The sequence below is a fragment of the Serratia proteamaculans genome (genome assembly GCF_949794035.1).
GTDB classification, from domain to species: domain Bacteria; phylum Pseudomonadota; class Gammaproteobacteria; order Enterobacterales; family Enterobacteriaceae; genus Serratia; species Serratia proteamaculans.
The window spans coordinates 2,311,295-2,326,376 of record NZ_OX461105.1 but is presented as its reverse complement, the minus strand read 5'-3'; the positions used below and the strand labels follow the sequence as shown (position 1 = coordinate 2,326,376).

Sequence of the window (15,082 nt, the reverse complement as noted above, 5' to 3'; positions counted from 1 at the left end):
GTTCAATCCCTCAAGGATGCTTGGAATCGCTGTTTTAGAGCCTCTACACATTTTGCAACGGTAACGGCTATCTCCTCTTCTTCCAGTGTACGAGCGGTATCCTGCAATACCAGACTGATAGCCAGGCTCTTATAACCCTCTGCCACGCCCTTGCCACGGTACACATCAAACAAGTTTACGCCAACTACCTGATTTGCGCCAACTTTCTTACACTCTGCCAAAATATCTTCTGCGGGGACGTTTTCAGCCACCACAACAGCGATATCGCGACGGTTTGCCGGGAAGCGAGAAATCTCCCGCGCCTGAGGCACGGCGCGGCTTGCGACCTTGTCCCACTCCAGTTCGAACACCACTGTGCGGCCGTTAAGATCCAGTTTACGCTCAAGTTCCGGATGAACCACACCGATGAAACCGACACGTTGGCCCTGGAAATAAATGGCTGCGCTTTGCCCTGGGTGCAAGGCCGGATTAGCCTCTGCCTTGAACTGAATTTCGGATAATTTACCGGTCAGTTCCAGGACAGACTCCAGATCCCCTTTTAAATCATAGAAGTCGACTGGCTTACGCGCCAGATCCCAATGTTCTTCATGCGTATGGCCCGCAATCACCCCTGCCAGCATGACGTCCTGACGGATACCCAGATTTGCCGCAGTATCAGGGACAAAGCGCAGGCCGCTTTCAAACAGGCGCAGACGAGTCTGCTGACGATTCTGGTTATAAACCACGGCGGACAACAAGCCGGTCCACAGCGACAGACGCATCGCAGACATCTCTACCGAGATTGGACTTGGCAGGATCAGCACTTCTTCACCCGGGTGCAGCAAGGCCTGTACCTTAGGATCAACGAAACTGTAGGTGATGGCTTCCTGGTAACCGTGATCGACCAGCATGGTTTTCACACGCTTCAGCGTCAGATCCGCTTCGCGATGCTTGGTCATGATCAGATCAGCACGGACCGGCACATCAGGAATGTTGTTGTAGCCGTAAACACGCGCCACTTCTTCCACCAGGTCTTCTTCGATTTCCATATCGAAACGCCAGCTCGGCGCAACCGCCAGCCAGTTATCGCCCTGCTCGGTGACCTGGCAGCCCAGACGACGCAGAATGTCGCTGACCTGCTCGCTTGGCACCACGTGGCCAATCAGGCGATCCAGCTTTTCACGACGCAAAGTAATAGTGGCACGCTTTGGCAACTCACTTTCGGCGGTCACATCAATAACCGGGCCGGCCTGACCGCCACAGATATCAATCAGCAGGCGAGTCGCACGCTCCATGGCTTTATACTGCAGCGCAGGATCAACACCGCGCTCGTAACGGTGGGAAGCATCCGTATGCAGACCTTGACGGCGTGCACGGCCGGTAATCGCCAGCGGGCTGAAGAAAGCACATTCCAACAGCACGTCCTGGGTGGATTCATTCACACCGGAGTGTTCGCCACCGAAGATACCGCCCATCGCCAAAGCTTTCTGGTGATCGGCAATCACTAAGGTATCAGCATTCAATTTGGCTTCGTTGCCGTCCAGCAGCGTCAGGGTTTCACCTTCGCTCGCCATACGCACCACGATACCGCCTTCGATGCGGTTCAGGTCGAAAGCATGCATCGGCTGGCCCAGTTCCAACAGCACGTAGTTGGTAACATCCACTACTGCATCAATGGAACGGATGCCGCAGCGACGCAGCTTCTCACGCATCCACAGCGGGCTGGCCGCCTTGACGTCGATGCCTTTCACTACGCGACCAAGGTAACGTGGGCACGCCTGAGGCGCGTCGACGCGGATCGGCAGCGTATCATTAATGGTGGCCGCCACCGGGCTCATGTCCGGCTCGGTCAGGGCAACCTGATTCAATACCCCAACATCGCGCGCCACGCCGATAATGCCCAGGCAGTCGGCACGGTTCGGCGTTACGCTGATTTCGATCGCGTTGTCATCCAGCTTCAGATATTCACGGATATCGGTGCCAATCGGCGCGTCTTCCGGCAGCTCAATGATACCGTCGTGATCATCAGAAATACCCAGCTCGGAGAACGAGCAAAGCATCCCTTCTGAAGGCTCACCGCGCAGTTTCGCCGCTTTGATTTTGAAATCGCCTGGCAGCACTGCGCCGACGGTAGCAACCGCGACCTTCAGACCGGTGCGGCAGTTTGGTGCACCACAGACGATATCCAGCAGGCGATCGCCGCCCACGTTGATCTTGGTCACACGCAGTTTGTCGGCATTCGGGTGCTGGCCGCACTCAACCACATGGCCCACAACTACGCCGTTAAAGGCACCCGCTACCGGTTCCACCCCGTCCACTTCCAGGCCGGCCATGGTGATTTGATCGGATAATGCTTCGCTGCTGATGGCCGGGTTTACCCACTCGCGCAACCAGAGTTCACTGAATTTCATGTGATATTCCCGCCTTACTTAAACTGTTTGAGGAAACGCAGATCGTTTTCGAAGAATGCACGCAGGTCGGTGACGCCGTAACGCAGCATCGTCAGACGCTCCATACCCATACCGAAAGCGAAGCCGGAGTAAATTTCCGGATCGATACCCACATTGCGCAGCACGTTCGGGTGAACCATGCCGCAGCCCAGCACTTCCAGCCACTTGCCGTTTTTGCCCATCACATCCACTTCAGCGGAAGGTTCGGTAAACGGGAAGTAAGAAGGACGGAAACGAACCTGCAAATCTTCTTCAAAGAAGTTATTCAGGAAATCATGCAGCGTGCCCTTCAGGTTGGTGAAGCTGATGTCTTTGTCGACAATCAGGCCTTCCATCTGATGGAACATTGGGGTGTGCGTCTGATCGTAGTCGTTACGGTAAACGCGGCCAGGCGCAATAATACGGATTGGCGGCTGCTGGTTCTTCATGGTGCGGATCTGCACGCCAGAAGTCTGGGTGCGCAGCAAACGCGTGGCGTCGAACCAGAAGGTATCGTGATCGGCGCGCGCCGGGTGGTGGCCCGGAATATTCAGCGCATCGAAGTTATGATAGTCGTCTTCAATCTCAGGCCCGGTCTCTACGGAGAAACCCAGTTCGCCGAAGAAGGCTTCGATACGGTCGATGGTGCGGGTCACCGGATGCAGCCCACCGTTTTCCATACGACGGCCCGGCAGGGAAACGTCGATGGTTTCCGCGGCCAGACGCTCATTCAGCGCGGCAGACTCCAGCGTGTTCTTACGCGCGTTCAGCGCATCCTGCACCGCCTGTTTTGCCTGGTTGATCACCGCTCCGGCTGCCGGGCGATCTTCCGCCGGCACTTCACGCAGCGATTGCATCTGCAAGGTAAAATGGCCTTTCTTGCCTAAATATTCGACGCGTACCAAATCTAACGCGGCAACATCCTGGGCATCTTCTACGGCTGCCTTGGCATTGGCAACCAGCTCTGCGAGATGTGGCATTGCTTTCCTCTTCCTCTGGCCGATATGGCTCTAAGTAATTGTTATCTATTATTCGAACACGCCTTCAGCGCATCTCCAAAGCATTTTAAGTTATAGCCCGGCAATGACTGGAGATGGCCAAAAACAAAAAAGCCTCCACAGGGGAGGCTTAGGCGCTACTTTTCGTTTCTTTTCTTACGCGCAAAGCCTCCTGAGTTCAGGCGCTAAAGTAAAAAAAGAAACGAAAAATAGCAGCGTTCATGATTGCGTTACCTTGTCGATGATTGTCCACCAGTGATACGGCGGCGGCCAATAAAAGTCAATATTCGTAGCTGAAAACAAAGATTAAAGAGGGAGCAAGCTCCCTCTTTAATAACTGACTTACGCCAGTGCTGCTTTCGCTTTCTCGACCAGTGCGCCAAAGGCCACTTTGTCGAAGACTGCGATGTCAGCCAGGATCTTACGGTCAATTTCAATAGAAGCTTTTTTCAAGCCGTTAATGAATTTGCTGTAAGACAGGCCGTTCACACGAGCAGCTGCGTTGATACGTGCAATCCACAGCTGACGGAACTGACGCTTACGTTGACGACGGTCACGGTAAGCATACTGACCTGCTTTGATTACTGCCTGGAAGGCAACACGATAAACGCGCGAACGGGCACCGTAGTAACCTTTCGCTTGTTTTAAAATTTTCTTGTGACGTGCGCGTGCAATTACACCACGTTTTACGCGAGCCATATGCTCTCTCCTAAAGTCTTATTCTAGATTCAAAAAAAATGGCTTATGCGTACGGAAGGCACGCAATAACCAGGCCAAGATCGTTTTGTGACACCATGCCTTTCGGACGCAGGTGACGTTTACGCTTGGTTGCTTTTTTGGTCAGAATATGACGCAGGTTAGCATGCTTGCGCTTAAAACCACCGCTGCCGGTTTTTTTGAAGCGCTTGGCTGCACCACGTACAGTTTTAATCTTTGGCATTTTAATTAAATCCACTTCGCATTGTTAAACAACGAATCAGTGAGGCGAATAAAGCCCACACAACGCAAGCGCTGCGTGGGTTCTATTACTTGGAAGCCTTACTGCCTCTTCTTCGGTGCGAGCACCATGATCATCTGACGGCCTTCGATCCTCGTAGGGAAGGATTCGACAATGGCCAGATCAGAATCTTCACACAGGTCTTTACGGACGCGGTTAAGCACTTCCATACCGATCTGTTGGTGCGCCATCTCACGCCCACGGAAACGCAGGGTGATTTTGGCTTTATCGCCATCTTCCAGAAAGCGAATCAGGTTGCGTAGTTTGACCTGATAGTCGCCATCATCGGTACCAGGACGGAATTTGATTTCCTTGACCTGAATAACTTTTTGCTTCTTCTTCTGTTCTTTTGTCGACTTGCTCTTCTCGTAGAGGAATTTGCCGTAATCCATGATTCGACAAACTGGCGGTTCGGCATTTGGGCTGATTTCTACTAAATCAACACCCGCTTCCTCAGCTTTTTCAAGAGCTTCATTCAGACTGACAATACCAATCTGCTCGCCATCGACGCCGGTTAGGCGAACTTCTTGCGCGCGAATTTCTCTGTTAATGCGATTAGGACGCGCCGGTTGAACTCGTTTTCCGCCTTTAATACTTTATTCCTCCAGTTGATGAAGACTACGGCTGCGAATCTCTTTTAGCAGCTTGTCTACGACTTCGTTTACGTCCAGGCTTCCCAGGTCTTTGCCACGGCGGGTACGAACGGCAACTTTGCCTGATTCGACCTCTTTATCACCGCACACCAACATGTATGGAACCCGTCGTAAAGTATGTTCGCGAATTTTAAAGCCAATCTTCTCATTTCTCAAGTCCGCTTTAACGCGAATACCTGCGTCCTGCAATTTTTTGGTCAATTGTTGGACATAATCAGACTGGCTGTCGGTGATATTCATCACCACCACCTGTACCGGAGCAATCCAGGTTGGGTAGAACCCTGCGTATTCTTCGGTAAGGATACCGATGAAACGCTCCATGGAGCCCAAAATAGCACGGTGAATCATTACAGGGACCACGCGATCGTTGTTTTCGCCAACATACGATGCGCCTAAACGGCCCGGTAAGAAGAAATCGAGCTGCACGGTACCACATTGCCATGCACGATCCAAACAATCATGCAGAGTAAATTCAATTTTTGGTCCGTAGAAGGCACCCTCACCCGGCTGATATTCAAACGGAATCCCGTTTTCAGTCAGCGCCGCAGCCAGATCCTCTTCCGCACGGGTCCACATATCGTCAGTACCAATGCGCTTCTCAGGACGGGTGGACAGTTTCACCGCAATCTTGTCGAAGCCAAAGGTGCCGTACACATCATAGACCATTCTGATGCATTCGTTCACTTCAGCACGCACCTGCTCTTCAGTACAGAAGATATGGGCGTCATCCTGAGTGAAACCACGCACGCGCATCAGGCCATGCAGAGAACCCGAAGGCTCGTTACGGTGGCAACTGCCGAACTCCCCCATACGCAGCGGTAAATCGCGATAAGACTTCAGGCCCTGGTTGAAGATCTGCACGTGACCCGGGCAGTTCATTGGCTTGATGCAATACTCGCGGTTTTCCGACGAGGTAGTGAACATGGCGTCTTTATAGTTTTCCCAGTGGCCGGTTTTTTCCCACAGCACACGGTCCATCATAAATGGCCCTTTCACTTCCTGATACTGGTACTCTTTGAGCTTCATGCGCACAAAGGCTTCCAGCTCGCGGAAAATAGTCCAGCCGTCGTTGTGCCAGAACACCATGCCCGGCGCTTCTTCCTGCATATGGTACAGGTCGAGCTGCTTGCCGATCTTGCGGTGGTCGCGCTTGGCGGCCTCTTCCAGACGCTGCAGGTAGGCATTCAGCTGTTTCTTGTCTGCCCAGGCAGTACCGTAGATACGCTGCAGCATTTTGTTCTTGCTGTCGCCACGCCAGTAAGCGCCCGACGTTTTCTGCAGTTTGAAGTGATGACAGAAACGCATGTTCGGTACGTGCGGACCGCGGCACATGTCGACATATTCTTCATGGTGATACAGGCCAGGACGGTCGTCATGGCTGATGTTTTCATCCAGAATCGCCACTTTGTAGTTTTCACCACGCGCAGCAAAGGTATCGCGAGCTTCTTGCCAGCTCACCTTTTTCTTGATGACATCGTAATCTTTGTCGGCCAACTCGTGCATCCGCTTTTCCAGCAGATCCAAGTCTTCCTGCGTCAGGGTACGGTCAATATCAACGTCATAGTAGAAACCGTTGTCGATCACTGGGCCGATGGCCATTTTGGTGTCTGGCCACAGTTGTTTGATCGCATGGCCCAACAGGTGCGCACAAGAGTGGCGCATGATTTCCAGGCCTTCGGCGTCCTTGATGGTGATGATCGCCAATTGCGCATCTGATTCGATCAGATCGCCGGCATCAACCAATTCGCCGTTCACACGGCCGGCAATACAGGCTTTCGCCAGACCAGGGCCGATATCAAGGGCAACATCGAGGGGGGAAACAGGGTTTTCGAAATGACGCTGACTTCCATCAGGAAGAGTAATAACAGGCATTAATAATTCCTTATCTACAGTGGTGACCCACACGACAGATCACATGCAGTACGAAAATTGGATTGGGATTTAGTCAGTTAGGTTTCAGATCTCGCCCACAATTGCCAGATTGATACCTAACCTGGTACACAGAATGAAAAGCATACCTTCACAGCCATATTTGGCTAAGTGGATACTATCACTAAAAATGTTTCGGATAAATAAACTGCAATTCAAACCCGCTTATCGAATATCTACCTTGCATGACGATAAAGTGCCTTTCAGGTAACTCAGGGTGGCAATCAGGCAGAAGGTATACCCCAGGAGTTCACACCCCTCTTCAACCATATTCTTCACCACCCGGTTGTAACCATCGAGCATCAATGTCTGCCACAGTAAATTCATGCCAAACAGGCGCGAGAACACCAAAATGCACAGCAGACCAGCACACATCATGCCGTAGCTCGGGTGCGTCACAAAATGCACCAGGCCCTGTATGGTGGCAGCGACATGACGTGACGCATACCCCAGACAAATCAGCGTAACCGCCAGGGCAAACCACATCCAGGCGCCATGCCAGAGCATATCGAAAGCAAAATCCATCTCACGAATCAGCATGCACAGGAAAAACCCGCTGACCAACATCCACGCCGGTCGGTAAGTGGGTTGCCGACATGCCGCAATGAAAAAGCAGGATGAGATAGTGGCAAGCATCAGCTCCTGGGCTATTTCAGTTAAAGAGGTTTCGTAGACAAAGTTATGCAGCCAATGCACATCGATAAAGATCAGCCCCATCAGGCCGGCCAGTAACAGGCTATAAAGCAGAAAACGACTTACTTTCCCCAGTATAATTTGCAGATCATGTTTCATAGTCATACTCGTTATTATTTAAAGCGCGCCTATGGTAGGCCTCTGTCTATGGGGATCGTGGCAATTAATGCGAAATAGGCCCTTCTCGGGGCTGGCACAGCGCCAAAGCGCCATAAAAAACAAAAATCTCAGGCAAAACTACCAAGGTAAGCGCAGGAAAAAAGATTGCTGACGTTGGTTCAACGAGCTTCCGATGCATTTTTCACTCAAAAATCAGCTATGGCGAACATCCCCCACTCCCGCTATTCTGATGCCATTAACGGCAGAGTTGAGACAGTACCCCGTATCATGAATCGGTTATTGAAGTTACTGGTGGGTGCCTGCGTGGTGCTGACGGTTATTTTTGCCTTGCTCCACCTGGGGGAGGATCGTCACCCCCGAGCTATCGCGGTGAATGAGCCGCCTATGGAATGTGAGGATACGCCGGAGATTACCAACGATTGCGTGAGCGACGATGATGCCGACGTTGACGCCGTTCCTGACCTTACCCCCCCAGGCATTCCGGGTTGATGTTGCACAAAACCATTTTATTTTAACCTTTAGTCTCATATTGCTGCCGCGACTTGCAGGGCAAGCCAGGCAATAAGCTGCGCCGCGCTTTTGACTGAAAACAGGGAGTTTGCGTTATGACAAGTATTCTGCAGTTGATCCAGGCCATCGGTCTGGGCTTGGTACTGCTGCTGCCACTGGCCAACCCGCTGACCACCGTCGCGCTGTTGCTCGGGCTGTCGGGCAATATGACCCGCGAAGAACGCAACCAGCAATCGTTGATGGCATCGGTTTACGTGTTCTTCATCATGACGGTGGCGTTCTATGCCGGCCAGTTGGTGATGAACACCTTCGGTATCTCGATTCCCGGTTTACGGATCGCCGGTGGGTTGATTGTGGCGTTTATCGGCTTTCGTATGCTGTTCCCGCAGCAAAGTGCGGATGAGGCTCCCGAGGTTGAAAGCAAAAGCAATGAGTTGCGTAAGAAAACCTCGGCCAATATCGCCTTTGTGCCACTGGCGATGCCCAGCACCGCCGGCCCCGGTACCATTGCGATGATCATCAGCTCGGCCTCGAGCGTTAAAGAAAATACGCTGGGATTTGCACACTGGGTGCTGCTGGTCGCACCGGTCGCCATCTTCCTCACGGTCGCCCTGATTTTGTGGGCCTGCCTGCGCAGCTCCGGTGCAATCATGCGTTTGGTGGGTCAAAGCGGCATTGAGGCCATCTCACGCCTGATGGGCTTCCTGCTGGTGTGTATGGGCGTACAGTTTATTATCAACGGCATCCTGGAGATCATCTCGACCTATACGCCAGCCGTTGCCTGACCGATTAAACGGGCGCGATAATGAATGAATCGCGCCCACTTCACTATTTATTTACCTGCCGGGGCCTGCGCGCCCAAAATCCCCTTACCTTCCGGTACTTCGGTAAAACGACTGAGGATCTCACTGTAGGTTTTCGCCGGGTCCAAATCCTTGAACTGATTTGGATAGATAAATTTCGCCAAATACTCCAGCCCGACAATATTGTACGGGTGGTTGTAGAAATTGTGGTAAATGCCGTAGAAGCGGCCATCTTTCACCGCCGAGACCTGAGCAAAGCCCGGGCGCTGCTTCATGCGATTGAACGCGTCATCCACCTGCTGTTGCGTCACACCATAGCCAAAGGGCACCGCAGCGTTGGTTTTGCTGGCCCATTGAGAACCGGAAACAATATAGGCGTCCGGCTTCATGCTGATCACTTTTTCCAGCGAGACGTCACCGGTCGCGCCCGGCAACAGTGCAGAACCGACATTGCGTGCCCCTATCGCCTCAATCATCCCACCCCAACCCACGTGTGCATGGGTGAAGCAGCAAGACTCAAGCCCATTCAGGCCGGCTTTGGCTTCAATAAACACCAGGGGCTTTGGCTCTACCGTTTTGGTTTTATCGAGGATGCTCTGATAGTGCTGCTGATAAAAATCGGTGTACTGTTTCGCTTCACTCTCACGGTTCAGGGTTTCCCCCAGCAAGCTAATGCTTTTCGGGGTGTTTTCCACCGGCTTGAGCATGGTGTCGATAAACAGCACCGGAATATTCAACGCTTGTAACTTGTCGAGTACGCCAGTTTGGCTCAGTGAGGGTTTGGAGCGCAGTTGCGCCACCATCAGGTCGGGATGTTTGGCGATCACGCTTTCGAGGTTGATCTCGCCCTTGTCACTGAACCCCATATCGATAATGTTGTTCGCTTCAGGCCATTTGCTCTGCAAGATTTTCCAGGTTTCGCCATCGCTTTTCTTCAGCAGGTTGTTCCACGCCACCAGCCGGGTAAAGGGATCGGCACGGTCCAGCAAGGCCAGCGTCAGAATATCGCGCCCGTCCTGCACCACGATGCGTTTCGGCTCTTGTTTAATCGTCACCGTCTGTCCGGCGGTATCGGTCAGGGTCAGTGGATAAGTGGTTGCCATCGCCTGGGTAGACAAACCACAGGCGCAGGCCAAAGCCAGCAGGGTTATTCGACGGTGCACGTAAAACTCCTTAGCGTTGGAAATTAATCCGGAAATAATAATGAGAATTGCTCCCATTATCAAAGAGAACGCCGGGCGAGTTTTCGCTTAATTGAAAAGAGATGTGAACAGCAGCAAGGCGGCACGCCAATTTCGGCGTGCCGCACAGGTTAAATCAGGCCGTAAATCAGCGCCGACAACGCAATCAGGCCCATCACCAGCACAAAGACGTTGCTCAGCGCACGGTAGCGACGCATGGCAGGCACGGCACGTACCGCATACATCGGCAAAATAAACAGGATCGCCGCGATCAGCGGGCCGCTGATGGTTTCAATAATATGCAGTGCACTTGGGTTCCAGACCGTTGCCGCCCAGGTCAGCAGGAACAACAACACGGCGGAAATACGGTGCGTAATACGCGAGCTTAACGGTTTGCCAACGGCTCGCGTCAGGCCGTCAATCAGGCTGGTCGCCCCTTCGGTCACCCCGAGGGAGGTGCCCAGGTAGGACTTGGCCATTGCCAGCATCGCCATCATCGGCCCCAAATAGGCGATCAGCGGGTTGGAAAATTTGTTCGCCAGCGTAGTCAGCACGGTAATGTTTTGATCTTTCGCCTGCTGCATCTCTTCGTGGGACAGGCTCAGCACGCAGCTGAAGACAAAGAACAACACGGTAACGCAGATCAACACATAGCTGTAGCGCATGATACGCGCGCAGCGGCGTTCAGCCAGCTCGCCATACAGGCTTTTTTGGGTCGAGGCGAAGGACGAAATGATCGGTGCATGGCTAAACGAAAACACCATCACCGGCACGGCCAGCCACAACGAATGCCACAGGTCCAGGCTGCTGAACTGAGTGTTGGCGAGGCCACTGACGAAGTTGGCGGTTTGCCAGGTCGGCATCAGGTACAGCGAGATGCCCATCAAAAATACCAACAGCGGGAACACCAGCATGCCCATCGCCGAAACGATGGCATCTTTACCGCGCAGCAGGACCAGATTCAGCACCACCACCACCGCCAGGCTCAGCCAGATGCGCGGCTGCGGCGTCAGGTGAAACTGATGAGTCAGGAAGCTGTCCAGCGCGTTGGTGATCGAAATGCTGTACACCAGCACGATCGGGAAGAACGCCATCAGGTACAGCACCATGATAATTTTGCCGGCCAGCACGCCAAAGTGCTCGACCACCACATCATGAATATTGCCGTCGCGGCTGGAGCCGGAAAGCACAAAGCGGCTCAGGGCACGGTGCGGTAAATAAGTCAGTGGGAAGGCAAACAGTGCCATCAACAGCAGCACCAGTGGGCCGTTTAAGCCGGCGTTGATCGGCAGAAACAACGTACCTGCCCCCACCGCAGTGGCGTAGAGACCGAACATCCAGACGGTGTCAGTCTTGTTCCATTTGCCCGGCTGGGCGGAAACCAGCGTGCCTGAATCGGGAGAAATCGTACTCATAGGAAAGCTTACCTTAATCTGCAGCGACAACGATTGCGCCTAACGGGATATCCTTCTCCGCGAATTTTTAATAATAATCAGTGGATTAACTCAGATTTTCATTCTTATGCCTGGTAAAAGGACGGCAAAGGATAATTAAAAACGCTGCCCGGGTCTATCTTTCACTGGCTGAGTGGCTACTTCGCGAACAATGATTGCGGTGAAAATCGGCGTTGGCAGCACAAAAATCTGGGGCCTCTGACGAGGCCCCGGGAGGATGACTTACTTGTTCGCGTCCGGATGTTCCGGCACCGCAGCGCTACCCATGTCCTTCTGGTCTTTTCGCACGCTGGCCACGTCCGAGGCGCTGACCGGCTTGGCGCTGTTACCCCAGCTTGAGCGAATGAAGTTAACCACTTCAGCCACCTGCTGGTCGTTCAGACGCCAGCCGAACGGTGGCATGGTGATGTTGGATACCGCCCCTTTCACCGCCGGCGTCGTGTTACCGGTCAATACGATGTGGATCAACGAGGTCGCATCTTCGGTCTGCACCACCGGATTGCCCTTCAGCGCCGGGAAGGCGCGTTTGTAGCCCACACCATCGGTACGGTGGCAGGCCGCGCAGTTATCGACGTACAGAGCCGCTCCGGGCTTGCTGTCGTCACCGCGCCATAGATCCTTGGCTACGCTGTCTTCTACCGGTGCTGGCTGTTGCTTGCCGTCTTTCGGCGGCAGCGTTTTCAGGTAACGCGAGATCGCCGTCAGATCCTCATCGCTGAGATACTGCAGGCTATGCTCAACCACGTCGCTCATACCGCCAAACACGATCGACTTATCGTTACGGCCGGTTTTCAGGAACTCGGTCAGTTCGGCCTCACTCCAGGTGCCCAACCCGTCCTTGTTGTCACCGCGCAGGCTGGAGGCGACCCAACCGTCGATCGGCGCATTGCTGCCGGCCAGGTAGTTGTCACCGTCGTTATTGCTCAGCGCTTTTTCCTGCATGGTGATGCTGCGTGGCGTATGGCAGGCACCGCAGTGGCCCAGCCCTTCCACCAGATAGCGACCACGTTCGATCACCGGATCGGCCTTGGCGTCAGCCACAAAATCCGCCGGCGACGGCGCAAACATGCCGCGCCAGAGACTCAGCGGCCAGCGCATCGACAGCGGCCAGGGAATGTCGGAATCCTTATTGGCCTGCTCCACCGCCGGAACGCCGTGCATGAAATAGGCATACATGGCACGCATGTCGTCCTCTTTCACCAGCGCGAACGACGGATAGGGCATCGCCGGGTACAGGGTGCTGCCGTTTTTGGCGACACCCTTGCGCACCGCGTTGTCGAAGTCCTCGAAGCTGTAATCACCGATACCGGTTTTCTTGTCCGGCGAAATATTGGTGGAGTAAATGGTGCCGATCGGCGTTTCCATCGCCAGGCCACCGGCAAATTCTTTACCGCTTTTGCCGTTAGTGTGGCAGGCCACGCAGTCGCCGGCGCGCGCCAGATATTCGCCGCGTTTGATCAGCTCGTTGCTGACCGTGGCGTCCTGCGCCCAAACGGAAAAACTCAGTGCACTGAGAACCAGTGCGGGAACAAATGCTTTCATCAGTCGCCGTCCTTATGCCTGCACCAAAGGGCCTGGGTTTTTCAGATACTGCTCGCGAATAGCACGGGCAGACCAGTAAGCCAACGCGGCCACGGTGCCGGTCGGGTTGTAACCCAGCCCTTGCGGGAAGGCCGATGCCCCGATCGAGAACACGTTATGCACGTCCCAGCTTTGCAGATAGCGGTTCACCGCACTGGTCTTGGGATCTTCCCCCATCACCGCACCGCCGTTCATATGGGTGGTTTGGTAGCTGGTGGTATCGAAATGGCTGTCGGCGTTTTTAGGGCTGCCAGCAATCAGTTTCGGGTTCATGGCCTTGGCGATCGGCGCCATTTTGTCGTACATAAATTGCGACATCTTGACGTCGTTTTCCTGCCAGTCGAACGTCATGCGCAGCAGCGGCTGGCCGAACACGTTCTTGTAGTTGGGATCGAGGTCCAGATAGTTGCTGCGATACGACTGATGCGCGCCGTGGGCGTCCATCGACAGATGATGGGTGTAGGCGTCCGCTACTGCCGCTTTCCACTTGCTGCCCCAGGCCGGAGTGCCCGGAGGGGTTGGCAAGCCGGAGATCGGTTTGGTGCCCGCCTGGTTGACCCAGAACGGCGAACCGCCAACGAAGCCTGCTTTGGCATGGTCAAAGTTGTCGGCGTTGAAATCGTCGACCCCGACCCCGTTACCACCCGCGCCGATAAACGGGTTGGTGAAGACGTCTTTGTCGAAGAACGCCTTGATGGTGGTCAGATTTTGGTAAGCGAAGTTACGACCTACCACACCTTCGCCGGTCACCGGATCGTAAGGTTTACCGATGCCGGACAGCAGCATCAGATGCACGTTGTGGAACTGGAACGCCCCCAGGATCACCAACTCCGCCGGCTGTTCGATTTCACGGCCCTGCGCGTCAATGTAGTTCACCCCGGTCGCACGAGACTTGTCGGCGGTCAGGTTCACTTTCAACACGTTGGCGTTGGTGCGCAGTTCGAAGCGTTTCTCCATGCGCAATGCCGGCAGAATATTGACGTTCGGCGAGGCTTTGGAATACATGTAGCAGGCGTAGCCACTGCAGAAACCGCAGAAGTTGCACGGCCCCATCTGCGCGCCATACGGGTTGGTATAGGAATCCGAGGTGTTGGCGGAAGGCAGGTTATACGGGTGATAGCCCACGTCCCGCGCCGCTTTCTCGAACATTTGCGCAGAGAACGTATTCTTCTGCGCCGGCAACGGGAAGTTGTCGGAACGGTCAGCAGCGAAGGGGTTTCCGCCCTTCGGCGCCATCTTCTGCCCCTTGACGGTCCAGGCGGTGCCGGAGGTTCCGAACACTTTCTCGGCCTTGTCGAAGAACGGCTCCAGCTCGTCGTAGGTGACACCGAAGTCCTGGATGGTCATGTCCTTCGGGATAAAGCTTTTGCCATAACGCTCTTCGTAATGGCTACGCATACGCAGCTCGATAGGATCGATGCGGAAATGCACACCAGACCAGTGCAGGCCTGCGCCACCCACGCCGGTACCCGGCAGGAACGCCGCCAACTGACGGTAAGGCACCGCAGCCTGGCTGGTATTGTGACGAATGGTCACGGTGCTTTTCGACAGGTCCTGGAACAGCTTGCGGCGGATGTTATAGGTCAGTTCGTCGATCACCTGCGGATAGGAACCATCCGGATAGGTATCGCGCATCGGGCCGCGCTCCAGCGCCACCACGTTCAGCCCCGCTTCGGTCAGCTCTTTGGCCATAATTGCGCCCACCCAACCGAAGCCGACGATCACCGCGTCTACTTTTTTCATTACCGTTGCCAT

The 15,082-nt window shown here is 54.1% G+C and carries 14 protein-coding genes and 1 other annotated feature; of the genes, 2 read left to right on the top strand and 12 right to left on the bottom strand.

Annotated elements, in window-relative coordinates:
- Nucleotides 1-2 precede the first annotated feature (2 nt).
- From pheT to QOT07_RS10905, 8 genes are all read right to left on the bottom strand, one after another.
- The gene (gene pheT / locus QOT07_RS10940) at nucleotides 3-2,390 is read right to left on the bottom strand and encodes a phenylalanine--tRNA ligase subunit beta (protein WP_207977132.1); all 2,388 of its coding nucleotides are present in this window, start codon (nucleotides 2,388-2,390) and stop codon (nucleotides 3-5) included.
- Nucleotides 2,391-2,404: 14 nt separating this feature from the next.
- On the bottom strand, nucleotides 2,405-3,388 hold the full coding sequence (pheS, locus tag QOT07_RS10935; protein WP_085116449.1) for a phenylalanine--tRNA ligase subunit alpha: 984 nt from the start codon (nucleotides 3,386-3,388) through the stop codon (nucleotides 2,405-2,407).
- A 122-nt stretch (nucleotides 3,389-3,510) separates the two neighbouring features.
- Nucleotides 3,511-3,633: a sequence feature (Phe leader region), on the bottom strand.
- A complete protein-coding gene (gene pheM, locus QOT07_RS10930) occupies nucleotides 3,585-3,629 on the bottom strand; it encodes a pheST operon leader peptide PheM (protein ID WP_106120997.1) in 45 nt (14 codons plus the stop codon). (Overlaps the previous feature by 45 nt.)
- A gap of 115 nt (nucleotides 3,634-3,748) precedes the next feature.
- Nucleotides 3,749-4,105, bottom strand: a complete 357-nt coding sequence (gene rplT, locus QOT07_RS10925) for a 50S ribosomal protein L20 (RefSeq protein ID WP_004943595.1) — start codon at nucleotides 4,103-4,105, stop codon at nucleotides 3,749-3,751.
- A gap of 43 nt (nucleotides 4,106-4,148) precedes the next feature.
- On the bottom strand, nucleotides 4,149-4,346 hold the full coding sequence (gene rpmI, locus QOT07_RS10920; RefSeq protein WP_085116448.1) for a 50S ribosomal protein L35: 198 nt from the start codon (nucleotides 4,344-4,346) through the stop codon (nucleotides 4,149-4,151).
- 98 nt (nucleotides 4,347-4,444) lie between these two features.
- On the bottom strand, nucleotides 4,445-4,996 hold the full coding sequence (gene infC, locus QOT07_RS10915) for a translation initiation factor IF-3 (RefSeq protein WP_013812633.1): 552 nt from the start codon (nucleotides 4,994-4,996) through the stop codon (nucleotides 4,445-4,447).
- Between the two features lie 3 nt (nucleotides 4,997-4,999).
- The gene (gene thrS, locus QOT07_RS10910; protein WP_112347559.1) at nucleotides 5,000-6,928 is read right to left on the bottom strand and encodes a threonine--tRNA ligase; all 1,929 of its coding nucleotides are present in this window, start codon (nucleotides 6,926-6,928) and stop codon (nucleotides 5,000-5,002) included.
- Nucleotides 6,929-7,150: 222 nt separating this feature from the next.
- Nucleotides 7,151-7,777, bottom strand: a complete 627-nt coding sequence (locus QOT07_RS10905; protein WP_219016034.1) for a hypothetical protein — start codon at nucleotides 7,775-7,777, stop codon at nucleotides 7,151-7,153.
- Nucleotides 7,778-8,065: 288 nt separating this feature from the next.
- Here QOT07_RS10905 and QOT07_RS10900 point away from each other — a divergent pair, with 288 nt between their 5' ends.
- Nucleotides 8,066-8,287: a hypothetical protein gene (locus tag QOT07_RS10900; RefSeq protein ID WP_207980152.1), complete on the top strand. Its 222-nt coding sequence runs from the start codon at nucleotides 8,066-8,068 to the stop codon at nucleotides 8,285-8,287.
- A 116-nt stretch (nucleotides 8,288-8,403) separates the two neighbouring features.
- A complete protein-coding gene (locus QOT07_RS10895) occupies nucleotides 8,404-9,093 on the top strand; it encodes a MarC family NAAT transporter (RefSeq protein WP_099065533.1) in 690 nt (229 codons plus the stop codon).
- Nucleotides 9,094-9,140: 47 nt separating this feature from the next.
- Here the strand turns inward: QOT07_RS10895 and QOT07_RS10890 are convergent, their stop codons facing one another.
- From QOT07_RS10890 to QOT07_RS10875, 4 genes are all read right to left on the bottom strand, one after another.
- Complete coding sequence (locus QOT07_RS10890; RefSeq protein WP_099065532.1) at nucleotides 9,141-10,274, bottom strand: ABC transporter substrate-binding protein; 1,134 nt, start codon at nucleotides 10,272-10,274, stop codon at nucleotides 9,141-9,143.
- A 149-nt stretch (nucleotides 10,275-10,423) separates the two neighbouring features.
- Nucleotides 10,424-11,707, bottom strand: a complete 1,284-nt coding sequence (locus tag QOT07_RS10885) for an SLC5/6 family protein (protein WP_283603095.1) — start codon at nucleotides 11,705-11,707, stop codon at nucleotides 10,424-10,426.
- A gap of 261 nt (nucleotides 11,708-11,968) precedes the next feature.
- Entirely contained in the window at nucleotides 11,969-13,288 is a 1,320-nt protein-coding gene (locus tag QOT07_RS10880; RefSeq protein ID WP_283603094.1) for a c-type cytochrome, read from the bottom strand.
- A gap of 12 nt (nucleotides 13,289-13,300) precedes the next feature.
- Nucleotides 13,301-15,082, bottom strand: a complete 1,782-nt coding sequence (locus QOT07_RS10875) for a GMC family oxidoreductase (RefSeq protein WP_099065529.1) — start codon at nucleotides 15,080-15,082, stop codon at nucleotides 13,301-13,303.

Coding starts and splice junctions, on each gene's coding strand:
- pheT (WP_207977132.1), bottom strand. CDS start 2,390: ATGAAATTCAGTGAACTCTGGTTGCGCGAGTGGGTAAACCCGGCCATC.
- pheS (WP_085116449.1), bottom strand. CDS start 3,388: ATGCCACATCTCGCAGAGCTGGTTGCCAATGCCAAGGCAGCCGTAGAA.
- rplT (WP_004943595.1), bottom strand. CDS start 4,105: ATGGCTCGCGTAAAACGTGGTGTAATTGCACGCGCACGTCACAAGAAA.
- rpmI (WP_085116448.1), bottom strand. CDS start 4,346: ATGCCAAAGATTAAAACTGTACGTGGTGCAGCCAAGCGCTTCAAAAAA.
- thrS (WP_112347559.1), bottom strand. CDS start 6,928: ATGCCTGTTATTACTCTTCCTGATGGAAGTCAGCGTCATTTCGAAAAC.
- QOT07_RS10905 (WP_219016034.1), bottom strand. CDS start 7,777: ATGAAACATGATCTGCAAATTATACTGGGGAAAGTAAGTCGTTTTCTG.
- QOT07_RS10900 (WP_207980152.1), top strand. CDS start 8,066: ATGAATCGGTTATTGAAGTTACTGGTGGGTGCCTGCGTGGTGCTGACG.
- QOT07_RS10895 (WP_099065533.1), top strand. CDS start 8,404: ATGACAAGTATTCTGCAGTTGATCCAGGCCATCGGTCTGGGCTTGGTA.
- QOT07_RS10885 (WP_283603095.1), bottom strand. CDS start 11,707: ATGAGTACGATTTCTCCCGATTCAGGCACGCTGGTTTCCGCCCAGCCG.
- QOT07_RS10880 (WP_283603094.1), bottom strand. CDS start 13,288: ATGAAAGCATTTGTTCCCGCACTGGTTCTCAGTGCACTGAGTTTTTCC.
- QOT07_RS10875 (WP_099065529.1), bottom strand. CDS start 15,082: ATGGCAACGGTAATGAAAAAAGTAGACGCGGTGATCGTCGGCTTCGGT.